Here is a 17035-nt window from a genome sequence, read left to right as displayed (position 1 = left end):
AGCGGTAATTGGAGGGAGAAGTGGTTTTGAAGCAAGTTGATTGGGTCAACAAATATATCGAACAAACACAGGAGAAATGGAAGAAAATCAGTGACTTTATCTGGGAAAATCCTGAAACAAGATTTTCGGAATACGTTTCTAGTAAGTATTTATGTGAACAGCTACAGAAAGAGGGATTTAAGGTTACAAGCGGTGTTGCAGGAATCGAAACAGCTTTTATTGGTGAATTTGGTGAAGGGAAACCAGTAATAGGCTTCTTAGGCGAGTTTGACGCATTATCCGGATTGAGCCAAACATGTGATGTAGACTATCAGGAAGCCATTCAGGCTGGTGGCAATGGTCATGGTTGTGGTCATAATTTATTAGGGACCGGTGCATTAGCAGCAGCTTCCGCATTGAAAAAATATCTCGAAGAGAATCGATTAAAAGGAACGGTTCGCTTCTATGGCTGTCCTGGTGAGGAAGGCGGATCAGGAAAAACCTTTATGGCCCGTGAAGGGGTATTTGATGATGTGGATTTCGCCCTGACATGGCACCCGAATAGCCGTACCGGTGTTCAGGGGTGCAGTTCATTAGCCAACATCCAAGTCTATTTTAAGTTTAAGGGGAGAAGCGCTCATGCCGCAGCCACTCCCCACTTAGGAAGAAGTGCTTTAGATGCCGTGGAACTAATGAATATTGGGGCTAATTATATGCGTGAACATGTCAGCCAAGAAGCACGGATCCACTATGCCATCACTAACTCTGGCGGCATTTCACCAAATGTGGTTCAGTCAGAGGCTGAGGTGCTTTACCTTGTGCGTGATCAGAATATGAACAAAACCAAGAAAATCTATGACCGTCTATGTAAGATTGCTAAAGGGGCCGCTTTAATGACGGAGACCGAAGTGGAGATTAATTTTGATAAAGCTTGCTCCAACTATAACCCTAATTATACTTTAGGAAAAGTGTTGGAACAATCTCTTCAAGAGGTGGGTATGCCTTCCTATACGACAGAAGAATATCAATTTGCCAAGCAGATTTGGAATACCTTAACGGAAGCGGAAAAACAAAATGGAGAGTATTTTCAGGCAGTTAGTAACAAGAGATTCCCGATTAGTCCTGAAGGTCCTTTCCTCGCTGCTGAGCCTATTCCTTTTGACGGACAGGGATTCCTCTCCGGCTCTACTGATGTAGGCGATGTAAGCTGGATTACTCCAACGGCCCAATGTATGTATACGACTTCTGTTTTGGGGACAGTGCTTCACAGCTGGCAAATGGTCACCCAAGGAAAGTCTTCCATTTCCCACAAAGGGTTGCTGCAGGTTTCTAAAGCATTGGCGTTAACAGCCATTAAGGCATTGGAAAATCAGGAAATCATCGAGCAAGCCAAAAAGGAATTACAAGCACAACTGGCGGAACACCCATACCAATGTCCGATTCCTTCTGGAGTAATGCCTACTAAATTAAAGGAAGGGCTATTAGTATAAAGATGAGGGACTGCTTAATGATGATGAATTAAGCGGTCCTCTTTTATAGCTTGATAGAAATGATGTCATTAAATTTCTAAATGATTTCCATTAATATTATTAATTTCAGTTATCAAAAACAATCAAGTATGATGTTTTACAAGAACGATAAAGAATGGAGTGAGCCCTATGAAATACAGTTACATATCACATTTATATTGTCCTAAATGCAGCAACACTTATTCACACGAACAGAAAAATCAGTTATGCACCTGTGGATCACCGTTATTAGTTGAATACGATTTAGAACAACTAGGCAAGGAACTTACAAAAGAAGATTTAGTTGGTAGAGTATCCAGCTTATGGAGGTATCATGAACTGCTTCCTGTTGGTGATGAGAATGATGTCGTTACGTTAGGTGAAGGGATGACTCCGCTTATTAAGATGCCTGCTATGGGTGAAGATATGAAAATAGCAAACTTGTGGATGAAAGACGAGGGAATCATTCCGACGGGAACATTTAAAGCTCGAGGAGCGGCAGTGGGAGTATCCAAAGCAAAAGAGTTAGGTGTAACAGAACTTGCCATGCCTACGAATGGAAATGCGGGTGCTGCTTGGTCACTTTATGCGGCGAGAGGTGGAATTCAATCTACCATCGTCATGCCTATTGATGCACCCAAAATTACTAGAAATGAATCAGCGATCTCTGGTTCAAACCTATATCTTGTTGATGGACTAATCAGTGATGCAGGAAAAATTGTGGCTCAGTCGGTCGCAAATCATGGTTTATTCGATGCTTCGACCTTAAAGGAACCATACCGGATTGAAGGAAAAAAGACCATGGGACTCGAAATTGCCGAACAAATGGATTGGAAGCTGCCGGACGTCATTTTATATCCAACAGGCGGCGGCGTAGGGATAATTGGTATTTATAAGGCACTTACTGAACTGAAAAAGTTGGGCTGGGTGGAAGGAGAACTTCCTCGCTTGGTCGCTGTTCAAGCAGAAGGCTGTGCCCCGATTGTTAAAGCATGGGAGGAAGGAAAGTCTGAATCAGAGTTCTGGAATGATTCTGAGACGGTTGCATTCGGAATTAATGTTCCAAAAGCATTAGGAGACTTTTTAGTACTAGAAGCCATTTATCAAACAAATGGTTGTGCTGTTGCGATTGAGGATGAGGCGCTTTTGGCGGAACAAAAGAAGCTAGCAAGCCTTGAGGGGGCATTCGTTTGTCCCGAGGGAGCTGCAACGTTTGTCGCAGCTCGCAGATTAAGAGAACAAGGCTGGATTAAAGAGCAAGATATCGTTGTTGCCCTCAATACAGGAATGGGAATTAAGTATCCCGACACCATTACCGTTGAGGTACCGATCCTACAAAAAGGGGACACAATTAAGAAGAGTATTAAATCATAAGCAAATCATGCTGATAACTAAAATTAAACGAAAATGTCTAAGGTTGAGTAGTTTTCTAGAAAGGATAAAAATAAACTAACGGATCTAGGTTGAAGGTCCATCTTAGGGATGACATAGCAAAAATTACGAATAAGCGGGTTGTTCTTAATTCTTAAGGTATGTAAGGATTTGAGTTCCATTTCTTTACGAATGGTATGAATGGATAAAATAGAAATCCCTAAACCGGCTTCAACCGATTCTTTAATAATCTGAGAGCTTCCAAAGGAGCGAATTTCGTTGGGTGAGAAGTTATTTTCTAAGAAAAGTTGATTGATAGCTTGACGGGTCGCAGAACCTTTCTCCCGAATAATCCATGTTTCATCGTTTAAATCTTGCAGTTCCACTTCTTGTTTTGATGCAAGTGGATGCTTAGGTGAGACAATCAGGACCATTTCATCTTGGGCAAATGGTTGAATATGCAATTTAGGATTCTCTGCCACACCTTCAACAATGCCTAAATCCAATTCGCCACGAAGCAGCTGTGAAATAATACGATGGGAGTTCCGAATGGCAATATTAGGCTTAATGAGTGGAAATTCTTCTGTAAATTCTGAAATGATTCTCGGAAGTAAATATTCCCCAAATGTATAGCTGGACCCAATCGTAAGAATCCCGCTTGCTGAATGAGTCAGTTCATCGATTAACCGATTCATCCGGTCATATAGGGATAGAATTTGCTTTGCATTCTGATACAAGATCTCCCCAGCCTTTGTTAATCGCACATATTTATTACTTCGATCTAGCAACTTTAACTCATATTGTTTCTCCAGTACTTTAATGGATAAAGTAACAGCTGATTGAGAAATATGTAGTGCTTCGGCTGCACGCGTAAAGTTTTTTTTCTCGGCAACTGTGACAAAAGTGAGAAGATGATAATCCATTTTTACCTCCTTAAGTCTTTTTATTGTAAAAATTTACAGAATTTACACCTTATTAAGAATGTTACAATAACAATTTTATGATAGGAATAGGTAAAAGGTTCTATAAACATAAATTTGAAATGATGCTAGCTTTTTATTGGTAATAAAATGTTAGGAGTGGAAAAGTTGATAGATGTAGTAAATGAGAAGATGGAGGACATGCTGAACCTTTTAGAGAAGCTGGTGAATATGGATAGCGGCAGTTATTTTAAGCAGGGGATTGATGAGATAGGTGCTGTTTTATCAAAAGAATATGAATCAATCGGTTTTGAAGTACATGTCCATCCCCAAGAGGAACGAGGAAATAATCTGGTGATCAGGCACCCTGATGCCATAGATCCTAAGGTGATGATTGTCGCCCATATGGATACTGTTTTTCCAAGAGGGACGGCAGAAAAGCGGCCTTTTAAGATAGAGGGGAATTATGCTTATGGACCTGGTGTCGTCGATATGAAAGCAAGCTTGGTTTCTGTCCTATTTGCCATGAAAACATTGGTTGAGAAGCAAGATGATGCATATAAGAATGTTGAAATTGTTCTCAATAGTGATGAAGAAATCGGCTCGAGACACTCAAGACCTCTAATCGAACAAATTGGAAAAGAAAAAGAGTATGCCCTTATTATGGAAGCTGCAGGGAAAGATGGTTCGATTGTAACGCAGCGAAAGGGCGGAGCAAGGTACAAAATTAAAGTAGAAGGTGTGCCTGCTCATTCAGGGTCTGAGCATGAAAAGGGCCGCAGCGCGATTGAAGAAATCGCTTATAAAACCATAAAATTGCATAAAATAACTGATTATAAGAAAGGCATCACCGTTAATGTTGGATTGTTAAAAGGAGGAACTTCCGCCAATACAATCGCCCCCATTGCGGAAGCTGAAGTGGATGTAAGGATCACAAAACTGGAGCAAATAAAAGAAGTGGAGCAGAAAATGAAAGAGATTTGCTCTGAGCCTAACATCAAAGGGACAAAAATCAAACTAGCAGGCCAGTTAAATCGGCCCCCAATGGTGAAGACCAAGAAATCGATTGAATTGATTGGTTTAGTGCAGGACATTGGGAATGAAATGGGGATTGAAATTAAAGAGTCATTTAGAGGAGGATGTTCAGATGGCTCTTTCACCAGCTCAATGGGCATCGCAACTGTCGATGGGCTGGGACCAAAAGGCGGGAACGGCCATAGGGATGATGAGTACTTAGACATTTCATCATTACCTGAACGAACGGCGTTGCTGGCAGAAACCATCAGCAGATTGACCCATATGCACCGGACTACACAATTTAAGGAAAAACAAAAATAATCCACCTTTGAGTCAGCGACTTGGATACTCATACTATTGTTGGTCGACTAGTGGGGAAATATCTATCTGCTAATAGTTTGGTAGAAATTTAAATCCATATATCGTGATAGAAGAATGGCGTAGGAAGAATTCCTTCGCCATTTCTGTTTGAAAGGGGGATCTAAGGGCTAAGGCTTAAATAGTTCAGAACTACTCATTTAGTTTTTATCATTTATTACTCGTAATACAAGAACATAAAGAAAATACAGTCCCAGATAAGCACCTGTCATAAGGAAAATGGGATTTAGAAATACCGCATGAATATTGGTCATAAAGACTTTATCATCTTTGATAATCTCAAAGATAGCGATTGAAGAAATATTTCCAAAAATAAGTGCCGACAGAATCGCCATTAAATCAAAAATGATCCTTATTTTGGACCATTTTCTTTGTAGTACAACCATTAATATAGGGAGTACAATACTTCCGATTATTAAAAGGAGCTTCATCAGTATCACCTCGCTTATCATTCTTCACGAAATATAGGGGGATTAAACATACTAAGTAAATGGGCGAAAAATAAATCCTCCAAGCGGTTTTTTCCATAAAAAGCAGTGATTGGCAGAAGGACAATGCTTCTATAAATCCACTGAAACCTTTTCGGGCTGCCTTCGTATTATAGGAAAACTAAATTGGTTATTTGTGGGAGGAGAACATGTATGTCTGAAAAAGGCTGTATAAAATGTGGAAGCAAAGAGGCAGGAACAAAGGAAGTAGCGATGACGGGTACAGGTTTATCGAAAATCTTAGATATTCAGCACAATACCTTTATCGTGGTGTATTGTAAAAAATGTGGATACTCCGAGTTCTATAATAAGCAATCTTCTAAAGGGTCAAATATATTGGATTTATTCTTTGGTTAATTAAATATAAACCATAATTTTATTATGTAAACTTAATAGAAGCTATTCAATAAAAATCTTAAAGGCGGAGATAATGAATGGATGTTAAGGATGAAGTAATTTCTGAAAAGGCACAGAGCAGTAAAACCTACACACTTATGGGGGCGGATAAGAAACTTTATGTGAGCCAGACCCCAGGTACATATGGCGGCAATCGCAAAACCAAAGTGTATGGAACAATGGATTGTCCAGCTGCACTGCGTGCCCTAGCGAAGTATGGTTACATCAAGGACCGAGTGTTTTTTACCGATGAGCAAACAGCTATTGCAGCTGGTTTCAGACCATGTGCAGCGTGCCAGCGCGAAAAGTATAAAATATGGAAGAACGAAAACAACTTATGATCCAAAGCATCCCCTCAGCAAGACTGGTAGTTCAAGAAAGAATAGGTTTCCGCAAAACCGAAATCAGTACACAATGGAGGAAAAGCTTTGAGATGTGGAGCAAAATGCTTTCTTGTTGAAATGGAAATAAACGGAGAAAAGCTAATCGAGTCTGTTATTGCAAGAACACCGGTGGAAGCAAGGAAGACCATACGAATCGAATACGGAGCGATGGCAGAAATCCTGAAGGTTAAAGAAGAGAAGAAGTAGGAGTTCAATCTGAAATTCAAGAGCGATTCCACTAGTGCACTAATGCCTTAACGTACGGGAGGACTTACCATTTTTTCTGTATTAGGATACGAGGACCGTCCGAGACCACTGAGAAATACAGCCAAAGAAGCTGAATCGCTACTTTCCTTGGGGTGAACGTGCAACATAAATGGCTTATTTTTACCCGTGCGACACTTTTCTTGTGCTCACGGGAAGAATACACGGCCTATTTTTACCGGTAGGCTACTTTTCTTGCGGTTACGGGAAAAATAGACGACTTATTTTTACCGGATCGATGCTTTTTCTGTGCTCGTGGGAAGAATAGACGGCTTATTTTTACCAGTAAGACACTTTTCTTGTGCTCACGGGAAGAATATACAGCTTATTTTTACCAGTAAAGACACTTTTCTTGTGCTCACGGGGAATAGACTAGCTTATTTTTACCAGTGTGACACTTTTCCTGTGCTCACGGTAAAAATAGACAGCCTATTTTTACCGGATCGCTACTTTTCTTGTACCCACGGGAAGAATAGCTGCCTTATTTTTACCGATATGCTACTTTTCTTGTGACCATGGGCAAAATAACTGGTTTACTATCTCGTATGTATTGTTCATCTCATTGTTAGGCTTTATATATTTTGAATTCGGGGTCAGTCCCCCAGCACACTAAAGCTTTAACGTACCGGGGGACTGACCCCGTTTTTACCGTTTTATATAGTTGACTGTCTTGCCGCATAAAACCTTACAAAAAACTTCGTCAGTCCGTAAGCAATCATTGTAATAACAATATCTATGAAAAATAGATGAACAATCGTAAATCCCTTATAGATGGAAACGAGACCCATCCACTTCTCAATAGGTGCAAAAACAAAAGCAAGAATAGCACTTAGTCCAGTAGTCCAAATAATGAAAGGTTTATCTTGATTCAAGCAATATTGATAGACAAGCATAAAAGAAACAGGGATAAGGGATGCTGTAATTCCTAACGCTTGTGGCAAGAATGGCGTTAGGAAATAACGATGGTCTACATAACCTTGTCTTATAAGTATGAGGTCTGTATATGTCCATAACATATGTACGGTGTACCCAAAGAAAAGAATTTCAAGACTTCTATTTCGGTTAAGCTTAACTAGAAGTATAATCAGCGGAACAAGCAAGAAGAGTAGGATGACCCAGAACTGCCAGTTTCCCCAGTCAGAATGCTCATGCCAAAAAGAATGCATTAAAGACGAAACCCGCTCACTCTTATCGTTTATTTCCTTCCAATATTGTTTAACTGTCAAGCTAACATCTCCTCTATACGCGAAAACCCGAATGATAGAAATATTTATAATTTCTCCTACGTTAGTTACCTTTTATTAAATTTGCCAAGCCCTTTATTTTTATACAAAAATAAAGTAATGCCATTGAGTACCCTTATTTTAATAAATCATTATACAAATTAAGGTAAGCAACGGTTTCTTGTTCGGGTGAACTGTACTCACGGATCCATTCTTGTGCTTGCTTGATCACTTTCTCCCTCAAGGCAACATCACATACAATGGATTGAACGGCCTTTTTAAATTCATCCATCGTTTCATAAAGCCAGCCTGTTTGTTCGTGGCGGATCAATTGAATATTTGCTTCATTTTTTCGCGCAATGACTGGTCGCCCTAATGCCATTGCTTCCATAAGGGCAAGCGACTGACCTTCAGATAGGGAAGTATTGATGACGATTTGGGCTTGTTCGTACCAAAATTTCATAACCTCATAAGGAACAACGCCAGCATACTTCATCCAGTGGCGACGTTCTGCTTCCTTTTGTACAACTTTATAAACGTTCTCATCTAACTTTGCCCCAAGAATCGTGAATTCCATATTGGGGTATTCGCGAATTAACTCATCAAGTGCAGGAACTACATGCAAAACATCTTTTACAGGTCGTAATCCGGCCGGAAGAAGAAAGCGTGGAAGCATTTCTCCTTTAATGGGTGATAGGTGCCAAGGCAGCCAGATCCCTTGGGGAATAACGATGGTCTTATCGGTCCACCCAGGGAATAACCGTGATACCTTTTCTCTTGCATCATCTGTAAAAACAGTAATAAAAGCAGCATCATTTAAAAATGAAAATATTTCATCATTCATGCTTGCCTGTAAATCAATATTAATATCTGTTCCTCCCATCGTGACCAGATAGGGGCGATTTAAAATAAAATTGACTTCTTTTTGCCATTGAATAAATCGGGTAGCATGTAAAATATGATAAATATCAGCATCTGAACGATGCCAATCATCCTCTTCCATATATGGAATAACGGAAGTATGAATATTTCCCTGCTGCAAAAAGTGAACAAGACGCTTTATGGTTGTAGAATTTCCTCTTGGCTGATTAAAATAAGGAGCAAAAAATAGGATATGCATACTGACCACCTGTCATTAATGTAAATAGAACCTACAACTATACTTTATTAATATCTCCTTATATTATAGATTGCTGAATTGCTTTTCCAAAACACAACATGGCACCATTTTTGAGATGTCGATTTTGTGTTCCACAGTTTATGGTTTGAACATAAAATAATAAACAGTAACGGGAGAATAGGAGGAAATTTGGATGGCTTCAATTGTTAATGTAGGAATGTTAAACATAAATTCTCCTCAACCTAGTTCCGCCATTTTTGTTGGTGAAGGTATTGTAAATGGGATGGATGCTAACAGGAAATACAATTTAAATACAGGGGGAATTTACGGTATTAACACCATTAATGCCGGAAATATAAATAATGTCGCGGATAGCTTTGAAATCATAGATGGGGTTATCTTTGATCAGGACTTTAAGCCGAGCATTCCAGTGAATGCATAATCAATCAGTATGACACGGCTTTTTAGTTGAGTGCACAACCCAAGATTCATGAACATAAATTAAAGCATGAAACCTCATTCATAATGAACTAAAGTGGTGAACCATAAATGGGTAAAACTACGGATTTTAATTTTGCAGGTAACATTCATGTCCAAACGATGGAGAGACAGTGTGGTATTTTTATTGGAGAGCAAAACACTGCGATTGGCTGGAGTGCACATGGCAAGCAAAACAGTGTGTTCGGAAGTATTGGCGGACAATCTAATTTGCTGCTTTGCAATACTTCCATCCTAATTGACCCTGACATAGTTGATACACCAATTGATGATCGGGACATTCATATTGCCGTCGAGAATTCAAGTGATGAAAACAACTTAACAAATCTTAATCTTAATAGTGTAAACGTCAATTCCATGCAGCCAGGAAGCTCGGTATTCGTTGGCAAGGGTCATGTTAATGGGATTGATGGCAATCAAAAAGAAAATACCAATCACGGTAATTTAAATGGGAATAATATTCAGCTAATGGGGAATATCAATATAACTGATGATCAAGATACGATAGATGCAGTCATGGATGATCGTGATATTAAAATCGCCATCATTGAAAAAGAGTAAAGAAAAGGATGCTTCGATGATGATCGAACCATCCTTTTTTAATAGGCTTATATTAATCCTCAGGCAATAACAACAATAGAAAGATTAAGGTGGCATTTGGTGAATATAAGCGAACTTTACTTAAACAAACTGATTTTAATGATTTTTTAATAAAACCAATAAACCATGTTTGTTATAATAAAAATGCAATCTTTTATGAATAATTTGTTAATGAATGATAGTAAGAAGGGAGTCAGGTATGTTAGCACTTATTTACCCATTTAATCCAATAGCGATTCATCTTGGACCTATTGCTGTGCATTGGTACGGTGTGATCATCGGTATTGGTGTTATTTTAGGGCTATTGCTAGCTGAAAAAGAAGGGAAGAAGAGAGGAATTCCTTCTGGAACAATTGGTGATTTAATTATCATTGCGTTACCAATAGCCATCATTTGTGCAAGGACATACTATGTCCTCTTTGAATGGAGTTACTATAAAAATCATCTTAATGAAATCCCTGCTGTTTGGCATGGTGGAATTGCCATTCACGGCGGAATTATCGGTGCCGTTTTAACAGCCATTTGGTTTTGTAGAAAAAGAAAAATATCCTTCTGGAAAATGGCAGATCTTTTAGCCCCTAGTCTGCTGCTTGGACAAGCCATTGGCCGATGGGGAAACTTTATGAACCAAGAAGCCCACGGGGGACCGGTATCTAGAAGTTTTCTAGAGTCACTGCATTTACCTGACTTTATTATTAACCAAATGAATATCAACGGTGTTTATTACCACCCAACATTTTTGTATGAATCCATCTGGAGTTTCACAGGTGTTATTCTATTAATCCTTTTAAGAAGAATCGATTTTAGAAGAGGCGAAATATTTTTAACCTACCTGCTTTGGTATTCAATTGGGAGATTCTTTGTCGAAGGCCTTCGGACAGATAGTCTCATGTTGACATCCCATATCCGAATTGCCCAATTAGTATCAATAGTTTGTGTAATCCTAAGTATCGTCATTGCCTTGTATCGAAGAAAGAAAGGTTATGCACTTTTAAGTTCTACCGCCGATAACTTTCAGTAATTCATTAATAAAAACCTTCCATTATATCCATTTTGGAAGGTTTTTTGTTGTTTCCATTTAATCCCACGACAATGCCTTCTCAATGGTGAAGAACCAAGACATATATCCAATCATATTTTATTATAAAAAGTTTATCCAAACGAGGAAAAAAACTGTGTGGGAGGCTAAGGATGCAAAAAGGACGCTTGACGAATCTTATCATCAAGGGAATTAATGTGAATTCCATTGATACTGCATCGGGAATATTTGTCGGAATAAATACTGTGAATAACTGGTCCTCTCATCACAAAAATAATCACGGTTTTGGCATAGTGTATCATTCACAAGTCGCCGAAAATTTTAGCTTAGTGATTGATAATGATGTGATTGACAGCCCCATGGAGAGCCATGCAGTGACGTACATGGATGGACCGAAAGATTTACAACCCATTGAAGCCCCAACCGAAGATCCCGCAGTCACTCTCATGGATGGACGGCCAGAGGTGCCGAAACAAATTGATATTAAGGAAATAAACGTAAATAGTTTATTTACAAATGCAGCAGTATCAGTGGGAGATAACTGCCTAAATGGATGGAGTGCCCATAGGAAAACGAATGAGGGAACAGGTAGAACAGCAGGTATTAGTCAGCTAACATCCAATACCAATATCGTGATTGATAACGATATGATTGACGCTCCAATAGCCGATAAATTTCAGCAAAAAAATCCCACTGAAATTGAGGTGAGATAGTTGGCGATTAGTATAGTAATCGGTGCTATTAATGTAAATCATCAAGATACAAACTCTGACGTATCAGTTGGAGAAAACCAATTAACCGGATGGTCAGCTCACAGAAAGACGAACAACGGATTTGCACAGCAAAGTGGTATTATTACGAATATACAAAATGTCAACCCGATAATTGATAATGATGTAAATGATGGGAATATGATTGATCCAGATATTGTACCTGGTGCTCAGGTGCAGGCACTTTAAGGTTACATTTTAAAGTGCCTGGCCTATTTTTATTGCACTTTTAGGCATGACCTTTCTAAACAGAACATAATGTTATATATAAGACTAGCCGTAGTAGGGAGGTTTTCAATGGGTGATAAAGCCTCATTTGCGTTCTAACGTGAAACAGATGTTAGGAGAGGATTTCTCCGGATTATTGCATGAAATCTCACCATTTGTGGAACCAAGGATGGATGTATACAAATTAAACCAGAACTTCATCATTTCCATTGATCTCGCCGGGGCCAGGAAAGAGGACTTGTCTGTAAGACGAATGAATCGTATCTTAACAATTGAAGGAAACATTCACAAAGATTATATAGATGATGATATGAAAGTAATCAGCAGCGAACGGTTTTACGGTTTTTTTCGAAGGGAGATAACGATTCCAGAAGAGTGTCAATTGGAACAACTTCAAGCCATCTTTGATAGGGGAATTTTATTAATAACAATCCCTTTTTTTAAAAAAGAAAAATATTAGGGAGATCGATCATGACATCCATTAAATATGGTTCATTAAAAATTAACGATATAAGAGATTCTTCAGGATTATTGGTGGGAACAAACATCATAAAGGGAAGAAAAAACGAAGTTGTGGTCAACGAAGGTTTTGGGACCATTAAAGGAAATAATAAGGTCAAATCAAATGCAGGAGTGATAGAAAAACACTCTTAAAAGGGAATGGAGATTGATGGATCAAGAAAATCTACTAAAAAAACTTGATGAATTATTCCAAAAGATCAGCACACTTGAGAAATCCCTCCACGATAAAAGCAATCCATCCGTCATCGTTAAAATGGACGTGAAGGATCTTCATCTACAAGAATTAAACATTGATGAACTAGCATTCCAGCTTGAAAAGTTGGATATTAAAGAGTTGAGCGGCATGTTGAATCTTGGAAATACATTCTCTCCCAACGTCAATCGCAAGCAGCGCCCTAAAAATCCAGCTGTCCAGAAGAATCCGCAAAAAGGACAAATAGAAAAAAGGGATGACATTCAAATAAACATTAATGGCAAGCCAGTGTCTTATACCATGAAATAGGGAAGGGATGTTGATATTGAAACGTTTTTCCCCATCTTTTTTTATTGGATCGATTTCAATCGGAACGGTAGAAGGTGCATCCTGTGTTAATCTTGGCACCAATCTTCCAAGCGGTTTTGTCAATTATAAAAAACAAACCCAAGGATTTGGCTCGATAACCGGTGATCATAACGATATCCACGAAATTATAGCCTCAATCGATGAGAATGCGATTAGTGATATATTTCATTATGATTTATTGGAACAACAACAAAATGGACAGGCATTAGATAAGATTCAACAAGAGATGTTAAATTCAGAACTTCATATTGAAGAAGTGGATGATGACAATGAGGAAAATAGTAATAATCCTGTCAAAGATGATCCCAATTCCTTCTGATTCAGAATCTTGGAGTCACCCTCGAAAGCAGTGGATTTCACAATAGAAATCGCACTGCTTTGAGCATTTTTACGAGTGATTATTGTAAAGTGACATATTGTATAACTTCAATTATAGATTCCTCTCCAGTAAAATCCCAACTTGTTCCGCCATAACATGAGGCGGGGAGGGCATTCCGTTCTTAAACCACCATTCCACAATTCCTACATAGGAGGTCACAATAAATTGAAGTATAATTTCTTCGTTTAATCCCTGATTTTTCCCTTTTGTTACATCCACTTCATCCTTGAACTCTTCGATAAGAAACTCATGAAACTGTCTACGAAAAGAAGGGGCTCCTTTGCTAGCTAACATCGTTGAAAAGAATAAGTAATTCTGTTCAAGATATTCAAACCAAGGTATATTCGCCTCGGTATATTCTGCTTCAGCTAACGATTGGCACATGTCACGCATCTTGTTAATGTGTTCTTCAATCAGTTTATCGAGCAAATCATATTTATCCTCGTAATGCAGATAGACGGTTCCTCGGCTAACATTTGCCCGATCGGAAATATCCTGGATCGTAATGTCATCAAAATTTTTTTGAGACATGAGTTCAATAACAGCTTTTTTAATTGCATCCTGAGATTTAAGTATTCTTCTATCTACTTTTGCCATTGCGAGATTCACCGATCTTTCATAAATAATGAACAATTTTAATGGATTTGTTTACTAATGAACAAATTGCAGTGTTTTAACAATTGTAAACTACTTATTTGTATTTATAATTATATACAGGTGTTCATTAATGTATAGATGTTTTAAAAAATAGTTTTCATTCAATTGTTCATGATTGGTCATAACGCATTCATTTGGCCAATTTTAGCATTTTGTTTCTGGTTATAATAACAGATAGTGGAAGGTGAGGGAAAAACAATGGAATATGTGAAACTTGGAAATACTGGCTTGGATGTATCCCGGCTTTGTCTAGGATGCATGGGTTTTGGCGAGAAGGAACGTTGGGTTCACCCTTGGGTAATCGATGAAGAGAGTAGTCGTACTGTCATCAAAAGAGCCCTTGATTTAGGTATTAACTTCTTTGATACAGCGAATGTCTATTCAGATGGAACAAGTGAGGAATTTGTTGGACGTGCCCTTAAGGATTTCGCAAAACGGGATGAGGTTGTCCTTGCTACAAAGGTCTATTTTCCGCTGGGTAAAGATATGAACAGCAAAGGTCCGAACAGGAGTGGTCTCTCCCGAAAGCATATTATGAGCGAAATTGATAATAGTCTGAAACGCTTGGGAACAGATTATGTAGACCTTTATATCACGCACCGCTGGGATTATAACACGCCCATCGAAGAGACAATGGAAGCATTACATGATGTGGTGAAAGCGGGTAAAGCGAGATATATTGGCGCTTCTGCCATGTATGCCTGGCAGTTCCTGAAAGCATTGAATGTGGCAGAGAAAAACGGATGGACACGTTTTGTATCGATGCAGAACCACCTCAACCTGATATACCGTGAAGAAGAACGGGAGATGCTGCCGCTTTGCAAGGAGGAAAAAATCGGGGTGACTCCATATAGCCCGCTTGCTTCAGGCAGATTGACGCGTGATTGGTCAGAAGCAACACTTCGTTCCGAAACCGACCAGACGCAAAGATCAAAGTACGATGCAACTGCAAGCACTGACCGATTAATTGCAGAGCGGGTTGCAGACCTGGCAGAAAAACACGGCGTCCTCCGTTCGCAAATCGCCATTGCTTGGTTGTTACAGAAAGAACCTGTAACATCACCTATTATCGGGGCAACCAAAATATCCCATCTTGAAGACGCAGTAGGTGCTCTGTCCGTCACATTAACACCGGAAGAAATTGTGTACTTAGAAGAACCGTATGTACCGCATCCGGTAGTTGGGGCACTCTAGATCGATGAAACTTTTTTTGGGGAGCAGGGTTTATACTCTGCTCTGTTTTTTGGAAAAACATCGGGTTTGGGGTGTATCAGATTCAACATGCAAATGTATGCGAAAATCCGTATCGACGCTATTACGGCAGGGTATCGTTTGTATCTGATTCGTCAACTGTTGGTGATGTTTTAGAACTGGTGGAATTTATAGCGATTATTGCTGTTGGAGCACTAAGCTTCTTTATTTGGGTATGTTTTTGTAGCAGGCTAGAGTGTATGTCATTCCGTTTATTTTTGTTTAATAACTTTTTTAGAGTATCGGTTTCATTAACTCATAAGCAACTCTCTTCTCACATTAAAAACCCGAATATCTTCTGAAATCAGGAAATAATACTAGGGAGGTGAAAATATGGATACGGAAAATTTGAAATTGACATCTTCTGAAATTGGTTCTTTATGGGGCGAGTATGTAAACGGAACAGCGGTAGACGTAGTAAATAGATATATGTACTCCATTATTGAAGACGAAGCAATAAAGGCGATTTTTCATGATGCTCTCAAGACGTTTGAAAAACAAAAGACACAAATGATCACCTTTTTTGAGAATGAGGGGTTTCCTGTCCCAATTGGATTTAATGAATCCGACCTGTATGCAGGAAAACAGAGATTGTTTTCAGATGCATTCTGCCTGCATTATTTACACGTAATGACTTTACATGGATTATTAGGACATATCACGGCATTAAGCATTTCTGTTAGAAAAGACTTAAGGGACTTTTACGACTCTTGTGATGGTGATGCAAAAAGGATGTATCACCAAACGATTGAATTATTGCTTGACAAAGGGCTTTTTCAGAGAGACCCATTATTTTATGCATATGAACATCCTCAATTTATTTCAAGCACTGATTTCAAAGATGGTCATTTTGGAAAGGGAAGAACTCTTGCTGCCACAGAAATCATTAGTATTTCTTTTAACCTGAAAAAAAGCATAATGGCAAAAACCCTTTCTATTGCATTCAGCCAGGTCGCGGAATCCAAAGAAGTTAGGAAATTTTTAACTGAATCTGAGGAAACAGCTGATGGACAAATAAAAGCATTAGCAAAACTACTACAAGCTGATAACTTACCAGTTCCAAAATCAATGGAAACTGAAGTGACAATTTCAACTGACTCTCCATTTTCTGATAAGTTATTAATGTACCACATGGGATTTTTGTTTCAAATTGCACAAACCTATCATGGGGCTGGTCTTGCAACAGCTATGCGAACGGACCTCGTGACCACTTATGAAGCAACTATTTTACAAAATCTTATGGTTACAAAAAACTGGTTTAATATTATGGTGAAAAATAAATGGCTAGAACAACCTCCACTTGCACCTAATAGAACAGAAATTGCAAAACAAAAATAACAAGAAATGCCCTTCAATCGGTTGGGCATTTTATTTATTAGAAAATCCTTCTTTAACCAAACTTCCTTTACTTCAATAAGCAAGGAAGCTACCATCACGACAAATCCTTCTATCGTTCAAGCACCGGTTTGTTAAAAGCGTTAA

General features: G+C 38.8%; 22 protein-coding genes. 17 read left to right on the top strand and 5 right to left on the bottom strand.

Features of this window, described 5'->3' with window-relative positions:
* Positions 1-26 precede the first annotated feature (26 nt).
* Together V5M37_RS16480 and V5M37_RS16475 are read left to right on the top strand one after the other, a co-directional pair.
* Positions 27-1469: a M20 family metallopeptidase gene (locus V5M37_RS16480; RefSeq protein WP_423798260.1), complete on the top strand. Its 1443-nt coding sequence runs from the start codon at positions 27-29 to the stop codon at positions 1467-1469.
* A 168-nt stretch (positions 1470-1637) separates the two neighbouring features.
* Positions 1638-2861 (top strand): threonine synthase, encoded by a 1224-nt coding sequence (locus V5M37_RS16475; protein ID WP_423798259.1) that lies wholly within the window; start codon positions 1638-1640, stop codon positions 2859-2861.
* Positions 2862-2884: 23 nt separating this feature from the next.
* On the opposite strand, the gene V5M37_RS16470 is transcribed toward V5M37_RS16475, so the two are convergent.
* A complete protein-coding gene (locus V5M37_RS16470) occupies positions 2885-3781 on the bottom strand; it encodes a LysR family transcriptional regulator (RefSeq protein ID WP_423798258.1) in 897 nt (298 codons plus the stop codon).
* Between the two features lie 165 nt (positions 3782-3946).
* Between V5M37_RS16470 and V5M37_RS16465 the strand changes: the two genes are divergently transcribed.
* On the top strand, positions 3947-5116 hold the full coding sequence (locus V5M37_RS16465) for a M20 family metallopeptidase (RefSeq protein WP_423798257.1): 1170 nt from the start codon (positions 3947-3949) through the stop codon (positions 5114-5116).
* A 197-nt stretch (positions 5117-5313) separates the two neighbouring features.
* On the opposite strand, the gene V5M37_RS16460 is transcribed toward V5M37_RS16465, so the two are convergent.
* A complete protein-coding gene (locus V5M37_RS16460) occupies positions 5314-5604 on the bottom strand; it encodes a transposase (protein ID WP_423798256.1) in 291 nt (96 codons plus the stop codon).
* A 210-nt stretch (positions 5605-5814) separates the two neighbouring features.
* Between V5M37_RS16460 and V5M37_RS16455 the strand changes: the two genes are divergently transcribed.
* The 3 genes from V5M37_RS16455 to V5M37_RS16445 all read left to right on the top strand — a co-directional run bounded on the left by V5M37_RS16455 (position 5815) and on the right by V5M37_RS16445 (position 6647).
* The gene (locus V5M37_RS16455) at positions 5815-6018 is read left to right on the top strand and encodes a zinc ribbon domain-containing protein (RefSeq protein WP_423798255.1); all 204 of its coding nucleotides are present in this window, start codon (positions 5815-5817) and stop codon (positions 6016-6018) included.
* Between the two features lie 77 nt (positions 6019-6095).
* Entirely contained in the window at positions 6096-6398 is a 303-nt protein-coding gene (locus tag V5M37_RS16450; RefSeq protein WP_423798254.1) for an Ada metal-binding domain-containing protein, read from the top strand.
* Positions 6399-6485: 87 nt separating this feature from the next.
* Positions 6486-6647 (top strand): hypothetical protein, encoded by a 162-nt coding sequence (locus V5M37_RS16445; protein WP_423798253.1) that lies wholly within the window; start codon positions 6486-6488, stop codon positions 6645-6647.
* A gap of 710 nt (positions 6648-7357) precedes the next feature.
* On the opposite strand, the gene V5M37_RS16440 is transcribed toward V5M37_RS16445, so the two are convergent.
* The gene (locus V5M37_RS16440; RefSeq protein ID WP_423798252.1) at positions 7358-7930 is read right to left on the bottom strand and encodes a hypothetical protein; all 573 of its coding nucleotides are present in this window, start codon (positions 7928-7930) and stop codon (positions 7358-7360) included.
* Positions 7931-8063: 133 nt separating this feature from the next.
* Positions 8064-9047 (bottom strand): glycosyltransferase, encoded by a 984-nt coding sequence (locus V5M37_RS16435; RefSeq protein ID WP_423798251.1) that lies wholly within the window; start codon positions 9045-9047, stop codon positions 8064-8066.
* A 193-nt stretch (positions 9048-9240) separates the two neighbouring features.
* Between V5M37_RS16435 and V5M37_RS16430 the strand changes: the two genes are divergently transcribed.
* The 9 genes from V5M37_RS16430 (at position 9241) to V5M37_RS16390 (ending at position 13585) form a co-directional block, all read left to right on the top strand.
* On the top strand, positions 9241-9489 hold the full coding sequence (locus V5M37_RS16430) for a hypothetical protein (RefSeq protein ID WP_378582203.1): 249 nt from the start codon (positions 9241-9243) through the stop codon (positions 9487-9489).
* 107 nt (positions 9490-9596) lie between these two features.
* Positions 9597-10106 (top strand): hypothetical protein, encoded by a 510-nt coding sequence (locus tag V5M37_RS16425; RefSeq protein WP_423798250.1) that lies wholly within the window; start codon positions 9597-9599, stop codon positions 10104-10106.
* 238 nt (positions 10107-10344) lie between these two features.
* Positions 10345-11166 carry a prolipoprotein diacylglyceryl transferase gene (gene lgt, locus V5M37_RS16420; RefSeq protein WP_423798249.1) on the top strand — a complete coding sequence of 274 codons (822 nt, stop codon included), beginning with the start codon at positions 10345-10347 and terminating at the stop codon, positions 11164-11166.
* A gap of 170 nt (positions 11167-11336) precedes the next feature.
* Positions 11337-11897: a hypothetical protein gene (locus tag V5M37_RS16415; RefSeq protein WP_423798248.1), complete on the top strand. Its 561-nt coding sequence runs from the start codon at positions 11337-11339 to the stop codon at positions 11895-11897.
* Positions 11898-12143, top strand: coding sequence for a hypothetical protein (locus tag V5M37_RS16410; protein ID WP_423798247.1), 246 nt, complete (start codon positions 11898-11900; stop codon positions 12141-12143).
* A gap of 112 nt (positions 12144-12255) precedes the next feature.
* On the top strand, positions 12256-12642 hold the full coding sequence (locus tag V5M37_RS16405) for an Hsp20/alpha crystallin family protein (RefSeq protein ID WP_423798246.1): 387 nt from the start codon (positions 12256-12258) through the stop codon (positions 12640-12642).
* Positions 12643-12653: 11 nt separating this feature from the next.
* Positions 12654-12836: a hypothetical protein gene (locus V5M37_RS16400; protein WP_423798245.1), complete on the top strand. Its 183-nt coding sequence runs from the start codon at positions 12654-12656 to the stop codon at positions 12834-12836.
* A gap of 16 nt (positions 12837-12852) precedes the next feature.
* A complete protein-coding gene (locus V5M37_RS16395) occupies positions 12853-13206 on the top strand; it encodes a hypothetical protein (protein ID WP_423798244.1) in 354 nt (117 codons plus the stop codon).
* 16 nt (positions 13207-13222) lie between these two features.
* Complete coding sequence (locus V5M37_RS16390; RefSeq protein ID WP_423798243.1) at positions 13223-13585, top strand: hypothetical protein; 363 nt, start codon at positions 13223-13225, stop codon at positions 13583-13585.
* 111 nt (positions 13586-13696) lie between these two features.
* Here the strand turns inward: V5M37_RS16390 and V5M37_RS16385 are convergent, their stop codons facing one another.
* Positions 13697-14242, bottom strand: coding sequence for a TetR/AcrR family transcriptional regulator (locus tag V5M37_RS16385; protein ID WP_423798242.1), 546 nt, complete (start codon positions 14240-14242; stop codon positions 13697-13699).
* A gap of 258 nt (positions 14243-14500) precedes the next feature.
* Between V5M37_RS16385 and V5M37_RS16380 the strand changes: the two genes are divergently transcribed.
* Positions 14501-15496, top strand: coding sequence for an aldo/keto reductase (locus tag V5M37_RS16380; protein WP_423798241.1), 996 nt, complete (start codon positions 14501-14503; stop codon positions 15494-15496).
* Positions 15497-15886: 390 nt separating this feature from the next.
* Complete coding sequence (locus V5M37_RS16375) at positions 15887-16891, top strand: DUF3231 family protein (protein ID WP_423798240.1); 1005 nt, start codon at positions 15887-15889, stop codon at positions 16889-16891.
* The last annotated feature ends 144 nt before the right edge of the window (positions 16892-17035 follow it).

It is taken from the genome of Neobacillus sp. SAB-20_R2A (assembly GCF_049568635.1).
Lineage (GTDB): Bacteria > Bacillota > Bacilli > Bacillales > Cytobacillaceae > Neobacillus > Neobacillus citreus.
The sequence above is the reverse complement of the archived record's forward strand: the minus strand, read 5'-3'. Positions and strand labels throughout refer to the sequence as shown.